The organism is Ruegeria sp. YTSA144, assembly GCF_059610125.1.
On record NZ_JBXWNA010000003.1, the window covers coordinates 294,763 to 317,462 of the forward strand.

The 22,700-nt window shown below is 57.9% G+C and carries 23 protein-coding genes; 11 read left to right on the forward strand and 12 right to left on the reverse strand.

What is annotated here, in order from left to right; all coding sequences use genetic code 11:
- Positions 1-17 precede the first annotated feature (17 nt).
- From AC2FF8_RS10235 to guaA, 5 genes are all read right to left on the reverse strand, one after another.
- On the reverse strand, positions 18-890 hold the full coding sequence (locus tag AC2FF8_RS10235) for an ATPase (RefSeq protein ID WP_496879613.1): 873 nt from the start codon (positions 888-890) through the stop codon (positions 18-20).
- A gap of 48 nt (positions 891-938) precedes the next feature.
- Entirely contained in the window at positions 939-1,835 is an 897-nt protein-coding gene (locus tag AC2FF8_RS10240) for a DMT family transporter (RefSeq protein WP_496879614.1), read from the reverse strand.
- A 101-nt stretch (positions 1,836-1,936) separates the two neighbouring features.
- A complete protein-coding gene (locus AC2FF8_RS10245) occupies positions 1,937-3,100 on the reverse strand; it encodes an OmpP1/FadL family transporter (protein ID WP_170344558.1) in 1,164 nt (387 codons plus the stop codon).
- 126 nt (positions 3,101-3,226) lie between these two features.
- A complete protein-coding gene (locus AC2FF8_RS10250) occupies positions 3,227-4,132 on the reverse strand; it encodes a DMT family transporter (protein ID WP_368040341.1) in 906 nt (301 codons plus the stop codon).
- Positions 4,133-4,336: 204 nt separating this feature from the next.
- Positions 4,337-5,896: a glutamine-hydrolyzing GMP synthase gene (guaA, locus tag AC2FF8_RS10255; protein WP_496879615.1), complete on the reverse strand. Its 1,560-nt coding sequence runs from the start codon at positions 5,894-5,896 to the stop codon at positions 4,337-4,339.
- 93 nt (positions 5,897-5,989) lie between these two features.
- Between guaA and AC2FF8_RS10260 the strand changes: the two genes are divergently transcribed.
- Together AC2FF8_RS10260 and AC2FF8_RS10265 are read left to right on the forward strand one after the other, a co-directional pair.
- Positions 5,990-6,439: a GNAT family N-acetyltransferase gene (locus tag AC2FF8_RS10260; RefSeq protein ID WP_496879616.1), complete on the forward strand. Its 450-nt coding sequence runs from the start codon at positions 5,990-5,992 to the stop codon at positions 6,437-6,439.
- Between the two features lie 123 nt (positions 6,440-6,562).
- Entirely contained in the window at positions 6,563-8,107 is a 1,545-nt protein-coding gene (locus AC2FF8_RS10265; RefSeq protein WP_496879617.1) for a trimethylamine methyltransferase family protein, read from the forward strand.
- Here the strand turns inward: AC2FF8_RS10265 and AC2FF8_RS10270 are convergent, their stop codons facing one another.
- Entirely contained in the window at positions 8,108-8,407 is a 300-nt protein-coding gene (locus AC2FF8_RS10270; RefSeq protein ID WP_496879618.1) for a DUF6477 family protein, read from the reverse strand.
- Positions 8,408-8,647: 240 nt separating this feature from the next.
- Here AC2FF8_RS10270 and AC2FF8_RS10275 point away from each other — a divergent pair, with 240 nt between their 5' ends.
- Positions 8,648-9,727 carry a DUF6456 domain-containing protein gene (locus AC2FF8_RS10275; RefSeq protein ID WP_257600621.1) on the forward strand — a complete coding sequence of 360 codons (1,080 nt, stop codon included), beginning with the start codon at positions 8,648-8,650 and terminating at the stop codon, positions 9,725-9,727.
- A 48-nt stretch (positions 9,728-9,775) separates the two neighbouring features.
- Here AC2FF8_RS10275 and AC2FF8_RS10280 read toward each other — a convergent pair whose 3' ends face one another.
- A complete protein-coding gene (locus AC2FF8_RS10280; protein ID WP_171116196.1) occupies positions 9,776-10,324 on the reverse strand; it encodes a peroxiredoxin in 549 nt (182 codons plus the stop codon).
- A gap of 263 nt (positions 10,325-10,587) precedes the next feature.
- Between AC2FF8_RS10280 and lipA the strand changes: the two genes are divergently transcribed.
- On the forward strand, positions 10,588-11,538 hold the full coding sequence (lipA, locus tag AC2FF8_RS10285) for a lipoyl synthase (RefSeq protein WP_496872953.1): 951 nt from the start codon (positions 10,588-10,590) through the stop codon (positions 11,536-11,538).
- On the forward strand, positions 11,535-12,686 hold the full coding sequence (locus AC2FF8_RS10290) for an amidohydrolase (protein WP_496879619.1): 1,152 nt from the start codon (positions 11,535-11,537) through the stop codon (positions 12,684-12,686). Before lipA ends, AC2FF8_RS10290 begins: the two co-directional genes overlap by 4 nt.
- An 11-nt stretch (positions 12,687-12,697) precedes the next feature.
- Here AC2FF8_RS10290 and AC2FF8_RS10295 read toward each other — a convergent pair whose 3' ends face one another.
- Entirely contained in the window at positions 12,698-13,054 is a 357-nt protein-coding gene (locus AC2FF8_RS10295) for a hypothetical protein (RefSeq protein WP_496879620.1), read from the reverse strand.
- 119 nt (positions 13,055-13,173) lie between these two features.
- Positions 13,174-13,716 (reverse strand): hypoxanthine phosphoribosyltransferase, encoded by a 543-nt coding sequence (gene hpt / locus AC2FF8_RS10300; protein ID WP_496879621.1) that lies wholly within the window; start codon positions 13,714-13,716, stop codon positions 13,174-13,176.
- A gap of 72 nt (positions 13,717-13,788) precedes the next feature.
- On the opposite strand from hpt, the gene AC2FF8_RS10305 reads away from it, so the two are divergent.
- Positions 13,789-14,235, forward strand: a complete 447-nt coding sequence (locus AC2FF8_RS10305) for a type II toxin-antitoxin system RatA family toxin (RefSeq protein ID WP_117869114.1) — start codon at positions 13,789-13,791, stop codon at positions 14,233-14,235.
- Positions 14,236-14,272: 37 nt separating this feature from the next.
- Positions 14,273-15,565, forward strand: a complete 1,293-nt coding sequence (locus AC2FF8_RS10310) for an MmgE/PrpD family protein (RefSeq protein ID WP_496879622.1) — start codon at positions 14,273-14,275, stop codon at positions 15,563-15,565.
- On the opposite strand, the gene pyrC is transcribed toward AC2FF8_RS10310, so the two are convergent.
- Positions 15,562-16,599 carry a dihydroorotase gene (gene pyrC, locus AC2FF8_RS10315; RefSeq protein WP_496879623.1) on the reverse strand — a complete coding sequence of 346 codons (1,038 nt, stop codon included), beginning with the start codon at positions 16,597-16,599 and terminating at the stop codon, positions 15,562-15,564. The two genes, AC2FF8_RS10310 and pyrC, sit on opposite strands and share 4 nt — an antisense overlap.
- Before the next feature lie 162 nt (positions 16,600-16,761).
- Here pyrC and AC2FF8_RS10320 point away from each other — a divergent pair, with 162 nt between their 5' ends.
- Together AC2FF8_RS10320 and AC2FF8_RS10325 are read left to right on the forward strand one after the other, a co-directional pair.
- On the forward strand, positions 16,762-17,670 hold the full coding sequence (locus AC2FF8_RS10320; protein ID WP_496879624.1) for an AAA family ATPase: 909 nt from the start codon (positions 16,762-16,764) through the stop codon (positions 17,668-17,670).
- 58 nt (positions 17,671-17,728) lie between these two features.
- Complete coding sequence (locus AC2FF8_RS10325) at positions 17,729-18,988, forward strand: vWA domain-containing protein (protein ID WP_496879625.1); 1,260 nt, start codon at positions 17,729-17,731, stop codon at positions 18,986-18,988.
- Positions 18,989-18,992: 4 nt separating this feature from the next.
- On the opposite strand, the gene AC2FF8_RS10330 is transcribed toward AC2FF8_RS10325, so the two are convergent.
- Positions 18,993-19,493 carry a hypothetical protein gene (locus AC2FF8_RS10330; RefSeq protein ID WP_496879626.1) on the reverse strand — a complete coding sequence of 167 codons (501 nt, stop codon included), beginning with the start codon at positions 19,491-19,493 and terminating at the stop codon, positions 18,993-18,995.
- A 229-nt stretch (positions 19,494-19,722) separates the two neighbouring features.
- Here AC2FF8_RS10330 and AC2FF8_RS10335 point away from each other — a divergent pair, with 229 nt between their 5' ends.
- Together AC2FF8_RS10335 and AC2FF8_RS10340 are read left to right on the forward strand one after the other, a co-directional pair.
- Complete coding sequence (locus AC2FF8_RS10335) at positions 19,723-20,691, forward strand: XdhC family protein (RefSeq protein WP_496879627.1); 969 nt, start codon at positions 19,723-19,725, stop codon at positions 20,689-20,691.
- A complete protein-coding gene (locus AC2FF8_RS10340; RefSeq protein ID WP_257600631.1) occupies positions 20,688-21,689 on the forward strand; it encodes a molybdopterin-binding protein in 1,002 nt (333 codons plus the stop codon). The genes AC2FF8_RS10335 and AC2FF8_RS10340 overlap by 4 nt, the downstream gene beginning before the upstream one ends.
- 65 nt (positions 21,690-21,754) lie before the next feature.
- On the opposite strand, the gene AC2FF8_RS10345 is transcribed toward AC2FF8_RS10340, so the two are convergent.
- Positions 21,755-22,654, reverse strand: a complete 900-nt coding sequence (locus tag AC2FF8_RS10345; RefSeq protein WP_496879628.1) for a MurR/RpiR family transcriptional regulator — start codon at positions 22,652-22,654, stop codon at positions 21,755-21,757.
- Positions 22,655-22,700: the final 46 nt, after the last annotated feature.

Sequence of the window (22,700 nt, forward strand, 5' to 3'; positions counted from 1 at the left end):
TCAGTGAAAACTGATAGTTAGGCGTTATTGCGCGTGGTCTCAAGGGTGTGTTCGATCAACTCATCGAAATCCGCCGCATCGCGGATTTGTCCGATGTCGTTGGCGGCAATCGTCACGCCCCAGTTGTTCGCCATGGCTTCATAGCGCGGCTGACGGTGTGCCAAGGCCTGCGCATAGGTCCAACGGACGAAATCGTCGGGATTTACTTCAGCTTCCGAACAGCCTTGCAGATCCAAATAATCCGTCCAGGCCTTGGTCAGAAACTCGGCCTGATAGGACATCGGCTTTGGGGCTTTGTCAAAACGGCGTACAAGCTCTGCCGTGTGTTCCTCATCCCCCTTCAGCCAGATCATCAGGGTATGTTGCGAAAGCTCGGACAGTACCCGGTCGTTCGGATCGTCGGGGTCCACCCATTCGCAGATCGATCCACCGGTGTCGCAGATGAAATGGGGGTATTTGTACAGACGCTCGGCCCGGTCGATGAAATACTCGGTATCCAGCAGAGCGTGTATTTCGGCCAGTCGAAACTGTTCCTGCCTGCGGCGGTATTCCGGCATTTCCAATCCGCCAAGGTCAGGGTTGCCCGGTTTGCCCAGATAGGCTGCGACCGGGGTCAGGTTTGCGAACGAGATATTGGAGCCGATATAAATCGAATCCGACAACAACAGGTCACGCAAGAACGGGACTTTCATCGCCTCGGCCTTTGCATTGTCGGTAATGTATTCGCCCATGTACCGGGTGCCGATGCGATAATCGATCGAGTAGTGAAACCAGTTCCCTGAGTCCCGAAGAATGTTCGAGACATATGTCTTGCCCAGACCGGACATGCCAAAGAACAGCACCTTCTTGCGGCGTGCCGTGCGCCAGTCTTCGGCTGAGTTGTAGATCATCTTGTGCTGTCCCTTTTTTGCCTTTGCTAAATCGGGCAGCGCACGGCGTCAATCACGGCGGCCAGCTCGGTTCAATACCAGAAGACCCATGGCAAGGATGACAAAGCCGAAATAGGCATTCGACGGCAGCGCTTCGTTCCGCACAATCGCGCCAAGCACGATGGCGACAGGAGGGATGACAAGCGTCACCAGCATCAGGTTGCCGCTGCCCGCCATCGCCAGCACGCGATAGTACAAAAGGTATGCCCCCGCTGTTGCCACAATGGCGTAATAGCCAATCGCAGCCCAGGTGATTGCGGGCAGAGCAAGCGTTGGCACCCCGTCCGTCATGAGCGTCAGCGGCAGGATCAGCAGGGTCGAACCCGTCAGCATTCCCGCTGCCGCGACAACTGGGTGAAGGCCAGACAGATGATACCGCGCCCAAGCCGCGGCAAAAGCATACGAGAGCGTTCCGGCCAACACGGCAAGCTGGGCTGTGTTTTGCAGGCTGAAAGACGTGAAGGTCTGTATTCCGATGATGATCGAGACACCGAGAAAACCCAAAACGACTCCGATCACGCGTGCTTGTGTCAAACGTTCATCCTTGAAAAACAGCGCCGCAACCAGAACACCAAAGATGGCCGTGGTTGCGTTCAGAATGGCCGTAAGCCCCGAGTCGATGTAAAGCTGACCCCATGCCATCAAGCTGAATGGGATGACATTGTTCAGCAACCCCATGATCAGAAATGCACCCCAGATGCGGGCTGAGCGGGGTAGGGATAGTCCCTTTGCCCAGGCCACCAGCCAAAGCACCAGCATCGCCCAGAACGTGCGGTGCAAAACCGATGTCATAACGGGAATGGAATCCAGGGCGATCCGGATGGCCACAAAGGACGCGCCCCAGATGACGGCCAGAAGAAGAAGTTCGACCCAGGCGCGCCGAGAAAGGTGTTTTTGCGTGTTCATGGCCGCACAATTCCATTCATTCGACAGATATACGACCCGAAACCTGCGCATAAAAAAGGCCCCGCTGAAACAGCGGAGCCTTGAGGTTAGTCACCTTTGGATTAGTTCAGCGCGTATGTAATCTGGAAGCCAACGCTCCAGGCGCTGTTGCCAGTGAATGTTCCGCGCGCATTCGGGCCAGCGCCATTGGCTGTCGCGTCACCGATGTCGGTGTAACGAACACCGCCGGAAATCTTGGCATTCTCCAGCGAGTACGTTCCGCCCAGACCAACGCTCCAGAACCCGTCGGTCGGGCCGAGGTTTGATACTGGCGTGCCCTGGGATGTCTCGTAGCCCAACGTCACAGCGCCGCTGAACTCTTCCGAGAATTGATATCCCAAGCCCAACGAATAGGTGAAGGTCGCATCGGCGTAGTCAACAAGGTTGCTGGTCGGCGGGTAGTTTGGCGGATTGTACACCAGCTGTGGCCAGTCGACCCAACGGATGGAACCAAACAACAGCGTTTTGGGTGCGACGCCTGTCTGGAAATCCAGGTTGATCGACTGGGGTGTCTCGATTTCGCTGTTTGTGTTGAAGGTGGCCACGGTTCCCGGCGGAATCGGCGGGACCGGTGGTGGGTTCAGAGTTTCTGTTTGCGACAGATCGTGGCTGATCTTGGAGTTGTATGTCAGTGCCACACGTGCCGCGATTTCCGGTTTTTCCCATGCAACCCCGATCACGTAGCCGAATGCTGTGTCGGTATTTGTGTCAACCTGGTATCCGGCTGCAAGCGGGACGGTTACCGAAGCCTTCACACGCTGCGCACGAATACCGCCGATTGCGCTGAACCCGCCATCGAATTTGTAGCGCAGCAATGCGGTGATTGCGTCCGTGTCCGCTGTGGCCCTCAGAGTGTCGGTGCGACCACCCGGAATAGGGTTGATCGAAAGAGGGTAGGTGTTTGCGTATTCAATGTCTGCCCCAAAGGGCTGGTCATACATGATCGCGAAATCGAGTTTTTCGGTCAGTGACGTTTTGTAGCCCAGATGCGGAGTGAAAAAGTCGTTCGCAACCTCACCGGAATCGACCGGTTGCCCAATGTTTGGTCCGGCCAAAGCTGGCATGGTGCCCGTTACGCTGGGGTTGGTGTATCCCAACCGAAACTGTACCACTGATCCTTCTTCGAAGATCAGGTTGATGCCCTGACCGCTTCGATCCAGTCCGCCTGCGTATCCTGCCGTCGCTCCAGCACACAAAGCGCAGGTCGCGAGTAGTGTTTTTTTCATTCTGTCCTCCCTAACAATCCCTGGCGGGCTTCAATGGCGTCTGGCTGAGTGTGACGAACGCCGATCCCGTGTATGATGAGCAATACTCTCTTTTTGGTTACTTTAAGGTCAACTGGTGACGGTGCGTTACGTATTGCGACTAGTGTTTTCAACTGTTGCTAAACTGTTACGGCTTTCAGACCAGATATTCAGGAAAATTCCCGAAAAGATGACCGCCGCACCGATCAGAACCCAATGGTCAATGGGTTCGTGGTACAGGATCATTCCGACCACCGCGATCGTAGGAAGTCTTGCAAAATCAAATGGGATCACGACTGTCGCCGGGGCAATAGCCAATGCATTGGTTATACAGAAATGGGCCAGCAACCCTGCCAGCCCGACCAGAACCAAAAACGGAACGGTTTGCGCCGTAGGCAATGCAATCTGCCCATCAAAACCGGCCGCGACGGCCCCAAGCACCGCTTGCATGGAAGTAAGCCAGAAAACGATGCATCCGATGCTGGCAAAGCGTGTGAGCTTTTTGGTCGTGATCGTTGTAAATGCAAAGAAAACCGCAGATGCGGCTGCGGTTGCAAGGCCGGGACTCAACGGTGCCGCACCCGGGCGCGTGACAATCAGAACGCCCGCAAAACCGATAAGCGCTGCTGTTATCTTGAGGGTCGTCAGACGTTCATTCAGCAGCAGCGGCGACAGCAGGATCACCCAAAGCGGCTGTGTGAATTCCAATGCGAACACCTGCGCCAAAGGCGCAACAGCGACCGCATAGAACCAGAGGTTCTGCCCCGTGAAATGCAAGGTGTTTCGCAAAGCGTGCAACCCCAGGCGTTGCGTGGAAACCTGAACCCAACCGCCTGTGGCCGTGAGTACGAGGGCGACAACAAGAAACCCGACGAGGCTCCGGTACATCATGATCTCGAACGTGTCGTGCACGAGGCTCAGTTCGCGACCGGCAACCGCCATCGAGGAGAAGGACGCAATGGCTCCGGTCATCCACAAGGCGGCCTTGAAGGTGTTTTTTTGTGTCTGATTCACGTGCCGCACCCCGACCTGGCCGCGCGGTCACGTCCCCGGTATCAGGGCCTTCGCTACGCGATCAAAAAGATTGAATTCGTTGAATCATTGAAACGCTTATGAAGCGTCAGGTTCAAGGTCGTGCCTGACATTTTCAGGCACGGCTTGGGAAGAATTCCTGGAATCGGGTCGTTTTGGCGTCAAACGCAGGTGCGTTTTGCCCGATCATTCCCACTCGATGGTTCCGGGTGGTTTCGAGGTGATGTCATATGTGCATCGGTTGATGCCCTTGACCTCGTTGATGATCCGGGTTGCCGTTTCACCAAGGAACTCATGGCTGAACGGGTAGTAATCCGCCGTCATCCCGTCGACCGATGTGACGGCGCGCAACGCACAGGCGTAGTCATAGGTGCGCCCGTCGCCCATCACGCCGACGGTGCGGACGGGAAGGATGGCGACGAAAGCCTGCCAGATGTCGTCATAAAGCCCGTGTTTGCGGATCTGATCGATGTAGATCGCGTCGGCCTCGCGCAGGATCTCCAGCTTTTCGCGGGTGATCTCGCCGGGGCAGCGAATGGCCAGGCCCGGTCCGGGGAAGGGGTGGCGCCCGATGAAGCTCTGCGGCAGACCAAGCTCGCGACCCAAGGCACGTACCTCGTCCTTGAACAATTCGCGTAGCGGTTCGACCAGTTTCAGGCCCATCTTTTCCGGCAGGCCACCCACGTTGTGGTGGGACTTGATCGTTACAGAAGGCCCGCCCGAGAACGACACCGATTCGATCACATCAGGATAGAGAGTGCCCTGAGCCAGGAATTCGGCGCCGTCGATGGTATCGGCGTGTTTCTGGAACACGTCGATGAACAGCTTTCCGATGATCTTGCGCTTGGTCTCGGGGTCGCTCTGACCTTCCAGTTCGCCAAGGAACAGCTCGGATTCGTCGGCGTGGATCAACTGAATGTTGTAGTTGTCCCGGAACATGCCGACGACTTCTTCGGCCTCATTCTTGCGCAGCAGCCCGTGATCGACGAACACGCAGGTCAGCTGATCCCCGATTGCTTCGTGAATAAGGATCGCGGCAACCGAGCTGTCAACGCCGCCGGACAATCCGCAAATGACCTTTTTGTCTCCGACTTGTTCGCGGATCTTGCGGATCATCTCTTCGCGATAGGCGCCCATGGTCCAGTCACCCTTGAACCCGGCCAGCTTGACGAAGTTTTCATACAGTTTCGCGCCCTTTGGCGTATGGTGTACCTCGGGGTGAAACTGCACGGCATAGAAATGCCGCGATGGATCAGCCGTGATCGCATATGGTGCGTTGGGCGAGGTTCCGAAAACCTCGAACCCCGGTGCGATTTCACTGACATGGTCGCCGTGGCTCATCCAGACTTGTTCATCGCCGTCCGCGAACCAGCCTTCCAGGATATCCAGTTTGTCTTTGGGTGTAACAAAGGCGCGACCAAACTCGGCTGTGCCATGGCCGCTTTCGACCTTGCCGCCAAGCTGATGCATCATCACCTGCTGTCCATAGCAGATGCCCAGGATCGGAACGCCAAAATCAAAAATCTCTTGCGGAACACGGGGCGAGCCCTCGCGCGTCACGCTGTCCGGACCGCCCGAGAAAATCACGGCGCGTGGCGCCATTTCCCGCACGAAATCCATCGTGACATTCTGGTAAGGGTGAATTTCACAATAGACATTCAACTCGCGCAGGCGGCGGGCGATAAGCTGCGTAACCTGGCTGCCGAAGTCGATGATCAGAAGGCGGTCGTGGGATGTCTGGGTCATAACCGGCTCATAAGTTGCAAGCCTTGCATGTGCAAGCGGTATGGCGTCATTTGGTGCAAAAGCTGAGTCAATCCGGCGGAAAGATCAGGTGCCATGTCAAAGATCGAGTTCAGAACGGCTGCTGTGGGGGAAGCAGACGAGGTAACGCGTTGTCTGGGAAGTGCCTATGCAGATGCGATGAGCCGGATCGAGGATCTGCCGGACGTTACTGCCGGAATCGCGGATGACATCAAGACCCACCGCGTCGTGCTTGCGATATCCGGTGGTATAGTCGGGGTCATCGTTTTTGACCAAGTTGACGACGCAATCATGGTGTTCAACCTTGCGGTTTCGCCCGAAGCCCAAGGGCAGGGGGTTGCGCGGCGATTGATGCAGTTTGCCGAAGAAGAAGCACAGGCGCGGAATCTCTCCAAGTTGAAGTTGCGAACTCATAAAATGATGAAAGACACGATTGCGATGTATCGGCACATGGGCTGGAAAGTGACGGATCAGGCGGGCAGCGGCCTTACCATGGAGAAAGCGTTGGCGGTCGATCCTGACTGACCGGTTGCTTCTTGGTGGGGCGGCAATGTCGCTTTTCCCCCCAGAGCGCCGCAATCCCTATGCTTGAGTTCCGGCAAACCTGTATCAAAACGCTCAATCTAACCAATCAGACGGGATTTTCTCATGGCAGAGGCAAACACCCGGCGCAGGGCGAGAGGTGGCGGTGGCGCTGCCCGCCGTGCCGAGCGTACCGCAGTTCGTATCGAGACTGCGAAATACATCGAACGCAACATTCCGAATTTCGAGATCCTCAACGAAGAGGCGCTTGAGATTATCGAAAACAACGCTGAAACCGTGCTGGAAGAAATCGGCGTCAACTTTGTCGACAACCCGGCCGCTTTGGAACGTTGGCGCGACGCAGGCGCGGATATTGACGGTGAGCGTGTGCGCATTCCGCGAGGTCTGGCCCGTGAACTGATCAAGACAGCCCCCAGCCAGTTTACCCAGCACGCCCGCAACCCCGAAAAATCGGTTGTGATCGGTGGCCGCAACATGGTTCTGGCGCCGGTCTACGGTCCTCCGTTCGTACGTGATGCGCAGGGTGGACGCCGCTATGCAACCATGGACGATTTCAACAAGTTCGTGAAACTTGCCTATATGTCCAAGTGGTTGCACCACTCGGGCGGTACGGTGTGTGAGCCGACCGACATTCCGGTGAACAAGCGCCATCTGGACATGCTGAAGGCGCATATGACCCTGTCGGATAAGCCCTTCATGGGCTCTGTGACCGATCCCAACCGGGCACAGGATTCGGTTGAAATGTGCGAAATCCTGTTCGGTAAGGAGTTCGTGCAGGAAAACACAGTGATGACTTCGCTGACCAACATCAACTCGCCGTTGACATTCGACGATGTGATGATGGGCTCGCTGGAAGTTTATGCGCGCAACAATCAGGCCTGCATCATCTCGCCCTTCATCGTGGGCGGTGCGATGGCGCCGGTCTCGGTGGCCGGTACTTTGACGCAGGTTCTGGCCGAGGTCATGGCCGGCGTTGCCTACAGCCAGATCATCCGTCCGGGTGCCCCCGCGATTTTCGGTGCATTCGTGACATCGATCGATATGAACTCGGGTGCGCCGACCTTCGGCACACCAGAAGCCGCGCATATCACGTATGGTGCAGGCCAGCTGGCGCGTCGTCTGAACCTGCCATACCGGTCGGCCGGGTCGTTCTGCGGCTCGAAGCTGCCGGATGCGCAGGCAGCGTATGAAACAGCGAATTCGCTGAACATGGGTCTGCTGTCGGGCGTGAACTTCATGCTGCATTCCTGCGGCTGGCTGGAAGGCGGTCTGGTCGCCGATTTCGAGAAGTTCGTCATGGATGCGGATCAGTTGGGAGTGCTGCATTCGCTGGCCAAGGGCGTTGCATATGATGAAAACGCGCAGGCCATGGATGCGATCCGCGAAGTCGGGCCGGGTGGTCACTATCTCGGTTGTGCCCACACGCAGGCCAACTTCAAGGAATCCTTCTGGAAATCCGAAGTGCTGGATTACAAGCCATATGAAACCTGGCAGGAAGAAGGCGCGCGTGACACACGGGCTTTGGCGACGGCACGGGTTGAACATTTGCTGGCCAATTATCAGCAACCCCAGATTGACCCGGATATCGCAGCGGCGCTGGAAGCCTATATCGCCGAGAAAAAGGCCTCCATGCCGGATGCATTCGGTTGATCATTGAAGAACCGAGGCGCGGCTGGCCTGATACAGCTGCGCCTCACCCAACAGCGCAATAAGAAGATCCAGATGCCGCACCAATGAATAGGTGGCATCATCTTCTTTTCGCAGTTCATTTACCTCTCTTTCCATCTCGAGCAAACGCAGCAGCGCCTGACCTGAACCGGGCAGCGACCCGTATCCCAGGATGCGTTGCAGATGCCTGTCCCGATTGTAATCCCGCGCCCCGAATCTGGCAGCACGCGCCAACATGCGTGGGCGGCGGAGGGTTGCGATCATTGTCATCAGGTCCTGCATGTCATGTGTCCCTTTTCAGAAAATTGATGGGTCCTGTTTGGCACAACCTAAGCGGGTGTTGCCTTAGTCAGAGTCTCCCCGAACGATGGTTTCACGACTGTTTATCTTTTTGAATCAAATCTGGTTCTTGCCTTGTGTGGTTAACGAACGAGTAACGAATGGACCTCTAGTTAGATTTGGTTAACCCACATTCCGAGGGCGAAAAGTGGCAGTTTGTTTTGTCGACGAGGGCAAATAATTATGGAAAACAACATGGCTTTCACCATTCCGGCATGGGTTCCAGAAGGGGCGCAAAGATACCTTGCTCATACCGAGACCGGTCGCTCGATCCGCGATATCGCGCGATCAGCCGGGTGCCATGCGTCAACTATCCTCAGGCAAATTCGACGCATCGAAATGCGCCGCGACGACCCATTGGTGGATGCGGCGTTGCAATCGCTTGCAGAGACACATTTTTCAGCTTCGGATTGCGCCGACGGTCCGGCAAGCGGGTCAGAAAACGCGGCTGAAGAAGAATTTGAAAATGAGGCATTGCGTGTGTTGCGCCGCCTGAGCGAGACGGGTTCGGTCCTTGCCGTGGCCGAGGAAATGGACAAGGCGGTCGTCGTACGCGACACCGGCAATGCTGGGGCAACAAGAACCGCGGTCGTAGAGTGCAGGATCGCGCAGGCCTTGGCCTTGAAAGACTGGATAACCTGTGACAATCCCGGTCGTATTTCGCGATATCGGATTTCCGCAGCCGGGCGAACGGCGCTAAGTCATCTGATCGCCAAGGCAGAAAACAAGGCGCGTGCCGGGACTGACTTTGGTTTTGCCGAAGCTCAAACTCCCTTTCAGGGCAGGTCTTCAGGCGGGTCCGCCGAGCGGGTCAAGCGCATTCGGTACAGTGCCGCGGAAAGCCCGTTGATTGCATTGTCGCGCAGACGGGATCGTGACGGAAAACCGTTTCTGGATGAATCCCTTGTCAGCGCCGGCGAGCGCTTGCGCGAAGATTTCGAGCTGGCACAGATTGGGCCTCAGGTTTCACAGAACTGGGATCGTTTTCTGACGACAGGTGGTCGAAGCAGCTTTGACAGTGAAAGCCATGGAGGAAAGGGGGCTTCTGATGCGAAGGACCGCGTTGCTCGCGCCTTGTCCGACCTGGGGCCGGGGCTGAGTGATGTTGCGTTGCGATGCTGTTGCTATCTGGAAGGGTTGGAGCTGGCGGAAAAGCGAATGGGTTGGTCAGCACGGTCCGGAAAGATCGTCCTGCGGATCGCCTTGCAACGGCTGAAACGGCATTATCAGGAACAGGCGGAACGAGACCGGATGATCGGCTGAACAGAAAAAAGGCCCGGTGTATACGGGCCTTTTCTTTGGATTCGCGGCTTAGGCCATTTCAGGTTCTGCTGACGCCTTCAGGTGCTTCATCAGGTTTTCCGGCGAGGACACGCCATAGGGGTCTTCCGGGCAGTTATCCATCAGTCCGGGCTCTTCGAACCACGCCTCGACAACGCCATCATTGACGATGGCCGCGTAGCGCCACGAACGCATTCCGAAACCCAGATTGTCCTTTTCGACCAACATGCCCATTTTCCGGGTGAACTCCCCCGATCCGTCGGGGATGACTTTTACGTTCTTCAGGTTCTGATCCTGGGCCCATTTGTTCATCACGAAGCTGTCGTTGACGGACATGCAGTAAATCTCGTCGATCCCCATGGCCTTGAAATCGGCATAGCCGTTCTCAAATCCAGGCAACTGGTAAGTCGAACAGGTCGGGGTGAACGCACCCGGCAATGAGAACAGGATCACGCGCTTACCGGCGAAATAGTCGGCTGTCGTCTTGTCTTCCCAACGGAATGGGTTTGGTCCTTCGATGGAATCGTCGCGGACACGGGTGTGAAAGGTCACGTCGGGCAGTTTTGCGCCGGTTTTCATAGTCAAACTCCTGTGATTCACATATGATTTTGGTGTGAGTTAAAACAGTTCCAAACCGCATTCAATCGCGTAAACGCTGGGATGGCGAATAAGGCCAACCTCTTGCTAAATATCGGATTTAAATCGCAAATACGAATATGCGCATGATGCCCTTCTGCGCTTGCGAGGATGCGACGCATAGCGGCTATGCGCCGCTGGTGTAACACCGCGCTTCTGTCTATGTTATGAGCGACAAGAGTTGACCCAAAGTCAGGAAAACGACCGTGCGAGATCTGAAGATCCCCGAACAGCGCCATCCGGAAAAAGCCCACCGTCCGGACAATGCACAGCCCAAGAAACCAAGTTGGATCAGGGTCAAGGCACCTGGCGGCAAAGGCTATGCGGATACGCGGCGGATCATGCGCGACAACAATCTGGTGACGGTCTGCGAAGAAGCAGGGTGCCCCAACGTAGGGGAATGCTGGAGCCAGGGTCATGCCACCATGATGATCATGGGCGAGATTTGTACGCGCGGCTGTACTTTCTGCAACATTGCAACCGGTCGCCCCGACGACCTTGACGCGTTTGAGCCCGGTCGCGTGGCCCATGCTGTGGAAAAACTTGGCCTGAACCACGTGGTGATCACCTCGGTGGACCGTGACGATCTGCAAGACGGTGGGGCCGAGCATTTTGCGCAGACCATTCGTGCGGTGCGTCATCGGTCTCCGAAAACCACGATTGAGATTCTGACGCCTGACTTCCTGAAATGTGATGAGGATGTCCTTGAGATTGTGGTCGAAGCGAAACCGGATGTGTTCAACCACAATCTGGAAACGGTGCCGGGTCTCTACCCCGAAGTGCGCCCGGGTGCGCGATACTTCCATTCCCTGCGCCTGCTACAGCGCGTGAAAGAGCTTGATCCGTCGATCTTCACCAAATCGGGCATCATGGTCGGGTTGGGTGAAAACGAACAGCAAGTGCGTCAGGTCATGGACGACATGCGCGCGGCGGATATCGATTTCCTGACCATCGGCCAGTACCTGCAACCGACCCCGAAACATCACGGAGTGGATCGGTTCGTAAGCCCAGAAGAGTTCGCATCTTACGAAAAGGCGGCCTATGGCAAGGGGTTCCTGATGGTATCCGCGACACCTCTGACCCGGTCTTCATACCATGCGGGCGACGATTTCGCCCGGCTTCGCGCGGCCCGGCAAGCAAAGCTACAGCAAGCGTGACGCCAGAGCGGATCGCGCAGCTCATCCGCCTGCGCCACGAGTTTCATCAACAGCCAGAGCTTTCGGGGCAGGAGGAGAATACCGCAGCGCGGGTTGCGGATCTTTTGCGCCAAGCGGATGCGGACAGGGTTCTGTGCGGCATCGGCGGGCACGGTGTTGCCGCCGTTTACGACAGCGGTGTTCCCGGCCCCACAGTTGGAATTCGATGCGAACTGGATGGGCTGCCAATTCAGGAACTCTCGGATCTGGCTTATGCGTCTCAGATTGCAGGCAAAGGGCATCTGTGCGGCCATGATGGCCACATGGCGATGGTCCTCGGGGTGGCAGAAGCGTTGAAGGACCAGCGCCCGAAGTCCGGCCGCGTGGTTCTGATTTTCCAACCCGCCGAAGAAACCGGACATGGTGCGATTGCTTGCCGGGCCGATCCTCAGTTCGCTGAGGTTTCGCCTGACATGGTGCTGTCTCTGCATAATTTACCGGGGCTGGAGCTGGGCGCCGTAGAACTGTGTGAAGGTCCCGCGAACTGTGCCTCGCGCGGGATGCAAATCGTTCTGACAGGCAAGACCTCACACGCAGCCGCCCCCCAGGACGGCGTGTCACCGGCAGGTGCTTTGTCCACGTTGATGCCGGCATTGGCCAACCTGGGGGCGGGTGGCGACTTGGATGACACCTACGCTCTGACCACGGTCACCCATGCCACACTGGGCGAGCGGACAGTTGGCGTCGCACCGGGGCAGGCCGAGTTATGGGTGACCCTGCGCACGGTTTCGGACGCGCGGATGGAGAGCCTGATGGCCGAGGCCGAAGCTTTGGTAAAAAACACGGCGAAGGTCGAAGGGCTGGCGGTGGAAATCAGATATCACGAGGTGTTCGAAGCCTGCGTCAATGACCTTGAAACCGTTTCGGTTTTGGCCAAAGCCTGTGCCGATCGGGGCGTCGCGTGCAGGCTGGTCCATCAGCCACAGCGCTTTTCCGAAGACTTCGGCCAGTTTGGCAAAGGCGCGCAGGCGGCCATGTTCTGGTTGGGGGCGGGGCAGGACCATCCGCAACTGCACAACCCGGATTACGATTTCCCGGATGCGCTTATTCCGATTGGAACCGGGATTTTCCTGAGCGCGATTGATGTCGTGCTTCGCAAAACCTGCTAGACGCGATCCACTTACTTGACCAGATCACCAACGATTCCAACGGCTTCTATAACTGTCTTCGTATCATCAGATATAGAGAGAATTTCATCATCCACCCGGATATAGCGCTGGCCGGGGCCCAACGGCTTAAGCTTCCAGTTGCCGAGGTCGTCAATGTAATCGAAACTCAGATCATCGGGCAATTTCTGGCCACGCGTATATCTTTTGATTTGACCGGGCGGAACAGCTTTGCCGTTTGACTTGATGGATTTCTCTACCTTGTTTTTATTGGCACCTTGCCCTTTGCCCTTGTTGTCTTTTGCAGCACCCGAACTTGCAAGTGCCACGATCGCCATAACGACAGCAGCTGTCGCGACTACACGCTTCATCCATAGTCCTCCCAAGCTGATAGGAAGAGTAAGGGGGGCAATGATGCCTGTCTATTGTTATTCGGGTTTTTGAATTTGGGGCGCTGGGTAGAGCCTCAAATTGCCCGACAATAGTACATCTAATTGTCGGTAAACCGAACCTTGCCGATAAACGGCAGGTTGCGGTTGCGCTGCGCGTAGTCGATCCCGTAACCCACGACGAATTCATCCGGAATTTCAAAGCCAATCCAGTCTGACCGGAAATCAACTTCGCGACGGCTGGGTTTGTCGAGCAGGGCAATCGACTTGAGCCGTTTCGGCTTGCGGCTTTGAAGCAACTTGGTGACATGGTTCAGCGTGTGTCCGGTGTCGACGATATCTTCGACAACAAGCACGTCACGGCCTTCGATCGCGCCGCGCAAGTCCTTGAGAATGCGCACTTCCCGGCTGCTCTCCATCGAATCGCCGTAAGAGGACGCCTCAAGAAAATCTACCTCGATTGGAAGATCCAGTTCCCGCACCAGGTCGGCGATGAAGACGAAACTGCCGCGCAGCAATCCCACGACGACAAGCTTGTCCGTATCGCCGAACTCATCCGTAATTTCGCGGCATAACTCTTCGATTCGGGCGGCGATGGCCTTGGCCGAGATCATCTCATCTATCACATATGCGTGGTTAGTCATCGCAGCCCCCTTGATCTTTGGCGCGCAACATACGACATGACGCGCCATTGTCACCTGCAAATACCGGACATCATGCCAATCCATTCGGAAACCCGCCACCTGCCATACACAGCCCAGCAGATGTATGATCTTGTTGCGGATGTGGGCAGTTACCCCAAGTTTCTGCCCTGGTGCGCCGCGGCCCGGATCCGCAAGACCTATGCGGTTGGTGAGGCCGAGGTGATGGAGGCCGATCTGGTCATCTCGTTCAAAGTGTTCCGCGAACGGTTCGGCAGCCGGGTGACCCTGTTTTCCGATCAGAAAAAGATCGATACCGAGTATCTGGACGGGCCTTTCAAATACATGAAATCCGACTGGCAGTTCGAGGACGCGCCCGATGGGGGCTGCAACATCTCGTTCCATGTGGATTTCGAGTTCAAGAACGCCATCCTGCAAGGGATCATCGGCGTTGTGTTCAACGAAGCCATGCAGCGGATCGTCCGCGCCTTCGAGGCGCGTGCGAAAGAACTCTACGGCTAGGCCTTTACCCTGCAAGGGCGCACGCTAGACTGCGCCCATGACGGATTTCACGGCAGCATTGGCCACCTTCGCGGCGGGCCCGGTTTCAACGACGGCTCAGGCGCGGATTGTCACGTCGCTGTCCGTTCTGGATTGGATGGCAGTTGGTCGTGCTGGGGCGACCGAGCCGGTGTCCTGTATAGTTCGCGATATGGTCCTGGCCGAGGGCGGGAACGCCCAGGCCCATCTGTTCGGAGGGGGCGCGGCCCCATTGCGCGGCGCGGCTTTGGTGAATGGAACCATATCCCACGCACTGGATTACGACGACACGCATTTCGCGCATATCGGGCATCCGTCAGTCGCCATTCTGCCTGCGGCCCTTGCCGTGGCCGAGTGGGATGACCGCATTCTGGTCGATCTTCTCGAAGCCGCGCTGGTCGGTATGGAAACGTCAATCCGTGTCGGCCTGTGGCTGGGCAGGGGGCATTATCAGGCCGGGTTTCACCAGACAGCGACATCCGGTGCATTCGGGGCCGCTGTTGCCGTGGGGCGGTTGCTAGGATTGGATAAAACCCAGATGCGCTCCGTATTGGGTTTGACGGCAACGCGCGCGGCCGGGCTCAAGGCCCAGTTCGGAACCATGGGCAAGCCTTACAATGCCGGGCTAGCCGCTTCGGCCGGGGTCGAGGCGGCTATGCTTGTTCAGCGTGGATTTCAGCCCAACGCCGACGCGTTGGAAGGCACGTATGGATTTGGCGCGACCCATCAGGGTGCAGCGGATCAAGGCGCGCTGGAGGGTTTGGGCGATGAATGGTTGTTCGAAACGGTAAGCCACAAGTTCCACGCCTGTTGTCACGGCCTGCACGCGGCGTTGGAAGCGGCGCGCGCGCTGGACATCGCGGAACCCGAAGTGGCCGAGATCAAAATCAAAACCCATCCCCGTTGGATGAGTGTGTGCAATCAGCTGTCGCCCACAACCGGGCTGGGGACCAAGTTCTCTTACCGGACGGTCATCGCGATGCAGGCGCTGGGGTACGATACGGCTTTGCCGGGCAGCTACACCGACAAGGTTTGCGCGGACCCGCGCATTACGTCTCTGCAAGACCGCATCACGGTCGAAGCGGATGAAAGCCTGTCGGAAACGCAGGCGCATCTGGCCTTGCTGCGTCGTGACGGTATTCGCCGCGAGGCAACGCATGACCTGATGACCCCAATGTCGCTGTCTGACCGCGAGGATCGTGTGCGCGCCAAAGCGTCGAAGCTGATCGGAACGGATGAGGCGGACGCGATCTGGTCGATGCTGCGCACCGGAGGTCGCGCCCGTGATCTGGCCGAACGTATGGCGGGTTAAGCCACGCGCCAGTGCAGCGGAAAGCCCGGGTCGAACACAGTGACAGGTCCATCGCCCGTGTCGATCTTTGACGGGTATGCAACCGGCTCGCCCTTGGTCAGGGTAATCGTCTCTTCGTTCACGGGCAGGCGGTAAAAGCCCGGCCCGTTGAGAGAGACGAACGCCTCGAGCTTGTCCAGCGCACCTTCGCGGTCGAACATCTCGGCCACCAGAGACATGGTATTCGTCGCGGTGAAACACCCCGCGCAGCCGCAGGCCATTTCCTTGTTGGCATCCGTGTGCGGAGCGCTGTCCGTGCCCAGGAAGAACCGCGCGTCACCCGACGTGGCGGCCGCCAGCAGGGCCAGGCGGTGTTCCTCGCGCTTGGCGACCGGCAGGCAATAGTAATGCGGTTTGATCCCGCCAACCAGAATATGGTTTCGGTTGATGATCAGGTGGTGCGCGGTGATCGTCGCGCCCAGATCCGCCTCGTTGGCTTTGACATAGTCCACGCCATTGGACGTGGTAATATGTTCCATCACCACGCGCAGGCCCGGCGTCGACATGCGGATCGGGTCCAGAACGCGGTCGATGAACACGGCCTCGCGGTCAAAGATGTCGATCTCGGCGTCGGTGACTTCACCATGAACACACATGGGCAGGCCGATCTCGGCCATTTTCTCCAGTACGGGGCGCACCTTGTCAAAGTCACGCACGCCCGAGGCCGAATTGGTCGTGGCCCCCGCCGGGTACAGCTTGACCGCTTTAATCAGCCCGCTGGCATGGGCGGCCGCGACGTCCTGCGCATCTGTATCCTCGGTCAGGTACAGGGTCATCAGTGGCTCGAACGTCATGCCGTCGGGCAACGCAGCCATGATACGGTCACGGTAAGCGGCGGCCTGATCGCCGCGTACAACCGGTGGCACGAGGTTCGGCATTATGATCGCACGAGCGAAATGACGGGCGGTTTCGGGCAGAACGGCCTGCAACATGGCGCCATCGCGCAGATGCAGATGCCAGTCGTCGGGGCGGTGGATCGTGAGGGTGTCAGTCATGATCTTCCGCTAGCATAGCTGCCCTGAAAGACCAACCAGCCCGGAACGTGTTGGCGAAAAAACTTGTCAACCAACCGGAACGTCGTAGCTCTGACAGGGGCTAGGGCCTTGACGCAAAGGCGCATGCGTGACCTGTTTGTCCGCGAAGAAGAGAGGGGTTCCATGACGCAGCCAAATTCCATCGATGCCGTACAGCAGATGCTGGGAAGTCAGGGCTATGTCTGCGGACGCGCCCTTGCCACGGTTGTGTTCCTGTCGCTGAAGCTTGGACGCCCGTTGTTTCTGGAAGGCGAAGCAGGTGTCGGAAAGACGGAAATCGCCAAGGCGCTGGCATCCGGTCTAAACCGCCGCTTGATCCGGTTGCAGTGCTACGAAGGTCTGGACGCGTCCACGGCCGTTTACGAATGGAACTTTCCGGCGCAGATGGTCGCGATCCGAACAGCCGAGGCTTCGGGCGGGGCCGACCGGGGCGCGTTGCAGGCGGAACTGTTTTCGGATGAATACCTGATCGAACGCCCGCTGCTTCAGGCAATGCGCCCCGACGAAAACGGTGCACCGGTTCTGTTGATTGACGAACTGGACCGGACCGATGAACCGTTCGAAGCCTTTCTGCTGGAGGCCCTCAGTGATTTTCAGGTCACGATCCCTGAACTGGGCACTGTTGCAGCACCCGATCCACCCATTGTGATTGTCACGTCGAACCGGACGCGGGAAGTGCACGATGCCCTCAAGCGTCGCTGCCTGTATCACTGGGTCGATTATCCCGATTTCGAACGCGAGATCGAAATTCTGCACGCGCGCGCGCCCGAGGCCGCCGATGCGCTCAGCCGCGAAGTCGTGGCTTTCGTTCAGCGTCTGCGCACCGAGGATCTGTTCAAGAAGCCCGGCGTGGCCGAAACCATTGACTGGGCCAAATGTCTGCTGGCGCTGGACGTGATGAACCTCAGCCCCGAGGTGATCGGTGACACGCTGGGGGCGATCCTGAAATATCAGGACGACATTCAAAAACTTCAGGGGTCCGAGGCCAAACGCATCCTCGACGAGGCCAAGGCCACGCTCGAACCGGTCTGATGTTTCATCTTTTTCCAAATACTCCGGGGGCATGGGGGCAGAGCTCCCATTACGTCTGATGGCCGAGCAAATCCCGCTGGATATTCCCGACAACCCGAAGCTGGCGCATAACATCACCCATTTTGCCCGCGCGCTGCGGAAGGCGGGGCTGCCGATTGGTCCGGGGCGCGTGATCGATGCAATTCGCGCGGTACAAGCTGCGGGTTTCACCCAGAAACGGGATTTCTACTGGACGCTGCACGCCTGTTTCGTGAACCGCCCCGAACATCGCACGGTGTTTGCACAGGTCTTCCGAATGTACTGGCGCGACCCGCGATACATGGAACACATGATGGCCATGATGCTTCCTGCCATTCGGGGCGTGCAGGAGGATCGCAAGGCGGATGCTGGCGAAAAACGCGCGGCTGAGGCCCTTCTCGACGGTGTCGAACAGGACGCGCCCGAACAGCCGGTGCAAGACGAAGGCGAAACCGAAATCGAGATTGATGCAACGCAGACGGCATCGTCCGAGGAGCGTCTTCGCAATCTGGACTTCGAACAGATGAGCACCGCCGAAATCGCGCAAGCCAAGCGCGTTCTGGCGCGGTTGACCCTGCCGGTCAAACCGATTGAATCGCGCCGCGGACAGGCCAGTCATCTGGGGCACCGTATCGACCGCGCCCGCACCTTGCGCGCAGCCATGCGGCAAGGGGGCGAATTGCGCGATATCGCCCGGCTAGAGCCCAAACCGCGGTGGCCAAACCTTGTGGCCCTGTGCGACATCTCAGGTTCAATGAGCCAGTACAGCCGTGCCATCCTGCATTTCCTGCACACGGTCTCGAACGCCAAGGGGGCAGGTTGGGCCAAGGTTCATGCCTTCACTTTCGGCACGCGCCTGACCAATATTACCCGCCACCTGCATCATCGGGACGTTGACGCAGCGCTTGCAGCTGCCGGGGCCGAGGCGCAGGATTGGGAAGGGGGCACACGCATCGGCGACTGTCTGCATCAGTTCAACAGAGACTGGTCAAGACGTGTCATGGGGCAGGGGGCCGTTGTTCTGCTGATCACCGACGGTTTGGAGCGGGGTGACCCGGAGAGCCTCGAGAAAGAGATCGAGCGGCTGCACCTGTCCTCAAAACGCCTGATCTGGCTGAATCCGCTGCTGCGCTGGGACGGGTTTGCCCCCAAAGCTCAGGGGGTGGCGGCCATGCTGCCCCATGTCGACAGTTTCAGGGCAGGGCATTCCATAGCCTCGCTCGAAGATCTGGCTTCCGTGATCTCACAACCCGATGACCAGGGGCAGAAAGCACGGCTGTTGGCCGCGCTTTCCGAATAGTTGCCTATGACAACTGTTCTTCGTTGCACTTACGCGCCATCTCCATGGCTTTGTACGTGCCGGTCAGATCGACGGTAAATGCATAGGATGTCTCGGGAAACACGATCATGACCTTTTTCTTGGCCAGATCATCCGCGAATTGCGGGCTGTCTGACAGGACATAGCCACCGGAATAGCCTTTGGTGATATTGCCTTTCATGCCTGTGGCTTCACCCAGATAGATGTTGTCCCCGATCAGGATGGCCACTTCTTGCGTCTCGCCACGTTTGATGTCGGTCTCGGCTTTAGTGAACACCCCCACATATCCCACGCCGCGATCTTCGGTCAGGCCCATCTGAACGACGTTTTCCGCATCGTCCACGGCCTCGATCAGGCAGGACTTCTTTTTGTTGTCGATGAAGACTTTCCAGCCTTCTACTTCTCCGTAGCGTTCGAATGTGTCAGCCCACGCTGCGGTTGAAGTCAAAAGGCTAATCACTGCGCCCAGTGCAAGAAAGTGTTTCAACTGCTTGTCTCCAAAAAAATGTGTTTGATACGCGGCTCGGTCGCTTGGCCGGCTGCCCGCGCAGGCTAAAACCCGTGGCACTAACAATCAATGCTGTGATTTCTTGAATGCAGTTCAGGCCTTAGCTTCTGCTCGCTGGGTTCAATATAGACGTTTTGACAGGGGCGTCGCGCTTTTCATCACGCCAATCCTGCTTATGTTGGGAAACAGACGACGTCTGGAGGTTCTGATGGAGCGATTCGACAACAGCCCGGAAACGGCACTGAAGTGGCACCGCGATGGCAGCGGTGCCGCGCTTGCCACGGTTGTCGAAACCTGGGGCAGCGCGCCGCGCCGGGTTGGTTCCCAGCTGGTGATCGGCGGCGATGGCCGGATCGAAGGCTCTGTGTCGGGCGGCTGTGTCGAAGGCGCGGTGATCGTCGAAGCGCTTGAGGCCATTGACGAAGGCGAAGCCCGCTTGCTGGAATTCGGGGTGAGCGACGAAGATGCCTTTGCGGTCGGGCTGGCCTGTGGTGGAACCATTCGCATCCTCGTCGAACCCGTTGGAAAGGTTCTGCCCGAACCGATGCTGGCGGAACTGGTTGCAGCCCGCGCAAGACGCGAACCCATCGCTTATGAAGTCAATACCGATACCGGGCACAGAGCCTTGCGCCGAAACGCCTATGCCGAACGGCTGCGCATGGATCGATCAGGTTTTGAAGAAGATGGCCGGACCTTTGTGGCCGTTCACAACCCGCCGCTGCGATTGATCATTGTCGGTGCGGTTCACATCGCGCAGGCGCTGGTGCCGATGGCGCGAATTGCCGGGTATGATCCGACCATTATCGACCCGCGCGACGCATTTGCCTCCAACGCCCGTTTCCCGGGGGAAACGATCCTCACGGATTGGCCGGATGAGGCCGTTGCAAAACTCGGGCTGGATGCGCGCACCGCAATTGTCCTGCTGACGCATGATCCAAAGCTGGATGATCCGGCATTGCAAGCTGCACTGGATGCGGATGTGTTCTATGTCGGTGCATTGGGATCGACACGCACCCATTCCAAACGCGTCGAACGTATGAAGGCGGCGGGTTTCAGTGATAAGCAAATCTCGAGGATTCATGGGCCAATCGGTTTGGATATCGGGGCTGCCGGCCCATCCGAGATTGCCGTTGCAATTCTGGCGCAGATGACGGCCGTTCTACGAGGCAGGGCATGAGGTTTGGTCCGGTAGCAGTCTCCGAAGCGAAAGGTGCCATTCTGGCCCATTCGGTGACGGCTGACGGGCAAAAGCTGCGCAAGGGGCTGTCACTGCGGGCAGAGCATGTGGCGCAGTTGACGCAGGCGGACATCCGCGAAGTGATCGTTGCCCGCCTTGAACCCGGCGATTGCCACGAAGACGAGGCCGCACGTCATTTGGCCGCAGCTCTTGCGCCAGATGCGGCGTCGGCCAATCTGCGCGTGACCGATGCGTTCACCGGCCGGGTCAACCTGTTGGCGGACGGGCCGGGCGTAGCGGTTCTGGATGTGGATGCGCTTGAAATGTTCAATCGGGTCAACCCGATGATTACGGTTGCGACGGTTCCGCAGTACCAGCAGATGGGCCCGAAGGGCATGGTCGCTACCATCAAGGTAATCTCGTATGCCGTGCCAGAAGCAGATGTTCGGCGGGCCGCCAATCTGGCGCAAGGGGCCGTGCGTCTGGCAAGACCCGTTCACAAGACGGCAGGTTTGATCGTTACGGATATCCCCGGAGGCCCCCCCAATGACAAGGGGATCGCCGCCATTCGCGGACGGACCGAAGCCCTGGGTCTGGATTTGTGTGATGTGCAGATCGTGCCGCATCGCGTGGATGCGCTGGCCAAGGCGGTTTCCAGAACGACCGGTGATTTGCTGATGATCCTGACTGGTTCCGCGACCTCGGACCCGGACGATGTTGCGCCGTCTGCTGTTCGGCTTGCCGGCGGGCAGGTGGATCGGTTCGGTATGCCGGTTGATCCGGGGAACCTGCTGTTTCTGGGTTCGATGCAGGATCGACCGGTGATCGGGTTGCCCGGGTGCGCGCGATCTCCGGCGTTGAACGGGGCGGATTGGGTTCTGTCACGGGTTGCCTGCGGGATCGAAACGACCGGGGCAGATATTGCCGGAATGGGTGTCGGGGGATTGCTGAAGGAAATCCCGACCAGACCTCAGCCGCGCGCCAAACGGAAAGAATGATCCGCCGCTGATCCTGAGCGGGGCTGAATTCTGAGGTTGACGCCAGAGGCTTTGACGGACCCGGCCTATGGTTTTCTGAGCTTGGGCAATACGCCGGGTCGCCAATATGCTCCGGTATCCTCCCGCGCTTTCTGATAGGCATCCACTCTTTCTCTGGCGGTCTCTCCGCCGGCGTCAAACAGATGCCCCAGCAGACACTCCAGGACGGCCATTGCTCCTGAAAAACTTGAAAACGGGTGCAAGGTTCGTGTGCTGACAGGCAGGACGACATCCGGTTCCACCCCCGGCGCGATAACCTCGCTATCCGACAACAGGATGATGCGCATCGAACGGTCCCGAGCATACCGCATCGCCTGAATCGTGTCGGCCGAATAGGGGTGAACCGTGATGGCGAACAGACAATCCTCGGCGGTGGCTTCGACCAGATCGTCAATGGCCGAACCCATGTGGCGGGGCACCAGCTGAAGCCCGGGATGGGCCATGCGTCCGGCGTAGTGAAAGTAATAGGCCAGCGCATGGCTGGATCGTGTGGCCGTCACATAACAGCGGCGCGCCGACCTGATGTGCGCGACGGCCTGTTCCGTCAAATGGGGGGCCATGAGGCGCAGCGATCTGGACACGACGTTTATTTCGTTCTGCGCAAACCGTGCCTGCGCCGCACCAGACTGCCCTTGTTCCTTTAGGTGTTCCAGCCAGTCCTGCCCAAACCTGTCCTCACCGTCAGTTGTCAGAGCGTTTCGAAATGGGCGTCGAAAAGCGTCAAAGCTGTCAAACCCCATGCGTTGCGCCAGCCGGATCAGAACGTTCGTGCTGATGCCGATGCGATCGGTGGTGGTTCGGATCGAATTCAACGCGAACTCGCCGGGATGATCGATGATGTACTTTACAGCGACCTGCATTTGCGCAGGCATTTCATCGATCTCGCGGCGCATTTGCGTAACGATGGCAGTTAGAGCGCGGGTCATGCGGCAAGCAAAACATATGTTTTCCAGTTGGTAAATTGAAAACGAA

Excerpts from the sequence above, each read along its gene's own strand:
- AC2FF8_RS10245 (WP_170344558.1), bottom strand. The coding sequence starts at position 3,100 with ATGAAAAAAACACTACTCGCGACCTGCGCTTTGTGTGCTGGAGCGACG.
- AC2FF8_RS10240 (WP_496879614.1), bottom strand. The coding sequence starts at position 1,835 with ATGAACACGCAAAAACACCTTTCTCGGCGCGCCTGGGTCGAACTTCTT.
- guaA (WP_496879615.1), bottom strand. The coding sequence starts at position 5,896 with ATGACCCAGACATCCCACGACCGCCTTCTGATCATCGACTTCGGCAGC.
- AC2FF8_RS10275 (WP_257600621.1), top strand. The coding sequence starts at position 8,648 with ATGGAAAACAACATGGCTTTCACCATTCCGGCATGGGTTCCAGAAGGG.
- AC2FF8_RS10345 (WP_496879628.1), bottom strand. The coding sequence starts at position 22,654 with ATGACCCGCGCTCTAACTGCCATCGTTACGCAAATGCGCCGCGAGATC.
- AC2FF8_RS10320 (WP_496879624.1), top strand. The coding sequence starts at position 16,762 with ATGACGCAGCCAAATTCCATCGATGCCGTACAGCAGATGCTGGGAAGT.
- AC2FF8_RS10335 (WP_496879627.1), top strand. The coding sequence starts at position 19,723 with ATGGAGCGATTCGACAACAGCCCGGAAACGGCACTGAAGTGGCACCGC.
- hpt (WP_496879621.1), bottom strand. The coding sequence starts at position 13,716 with ATGACTAACCACGCATATGTGATAGATGAGATGATCTCGGCCAAGGCC.
- pyrC (WP_496879623.1), bottom strand. The coding sequence starts at position 16,599 with ATGACTGACACCCTCACGATCCACCGCCCCGACGACTGGCATCTGCAT.
- AC2FF8_RS10280 (WP_171116196.1), bottom strand. The coding sequence starts at position 10,324 with ATGAAAACCGGCGCAAAACTGCCCGACGTGACCTTTCACACCCGTGTC.
- AC2FF8_RS10235 (WP_496879613.1), bottom strand. The coding sequence starts at position 890 with ATGATCTACAACTCAGCCGAAGACTGGCGCACGGCACGCCGCAAGAAG.
- AC2FF8_RS10305 (WP_117869114.1), top strand. The coding sequence starts at position 13,789 with ATGCCAATCCATTCGGAAACCCGCCACCTGCCATACACAGCCCAGCAG.
- AC2FF8_RS10265 (WP_496879617.1), top strand. The coding sequence starts at position 6,563 with ATGGCAGAGGCAAACACCCGGCGCAGGGCGAGAGGTGGCGGTGGCGCT.
- AC2FF8_RS10340 (WP_257600631.1), top strand. The coding sequence starts at position 20,688 with ATGAGGTTTGGTCCGGTAGCAGTCTCCGAAGCGAAAGGTGCCATTCTG.
- AC2FF8_RS10325 (WP_496879625.1), top strand. The coding sequence starts at position 17,729 with ATGGCCGAGCAAATCCCGCTGGATATTCCCGACAACCCGAAGCTGGCG.
- AC2FF8_RS10270 (WP_496879618.1), bottom strand. The coding sequence starts at position 8,407 with ATGCAGGACCTGATGACAATGATCGCAACCCTCCGCCGCCCACGCATG.
- AC2FF8_RS10260 (WP_496879616.1), top strand. The coding sequence starts at position 5,990 with ATGTCAAAGATCGAGTTCAGAACGGCTGCTGTGGGGGAAGCAGACGAG.
- AC2FF8_RS10310 (WP_496879622.1), top strand. The coding sequence starts at position 14,273 with ATGACGGATTTCACGGCAGCATTGGCCACCTTCGCGGCGGGCCCGGTT.
- AC2FF8_RS10295 (WP_496879620.1), bottom strand. The coding sequence starts at position 13,054 with ATGAAGCGTGTAGTCGCGACAGCTGCTGTCGTTATGGCGATCGTGGCA.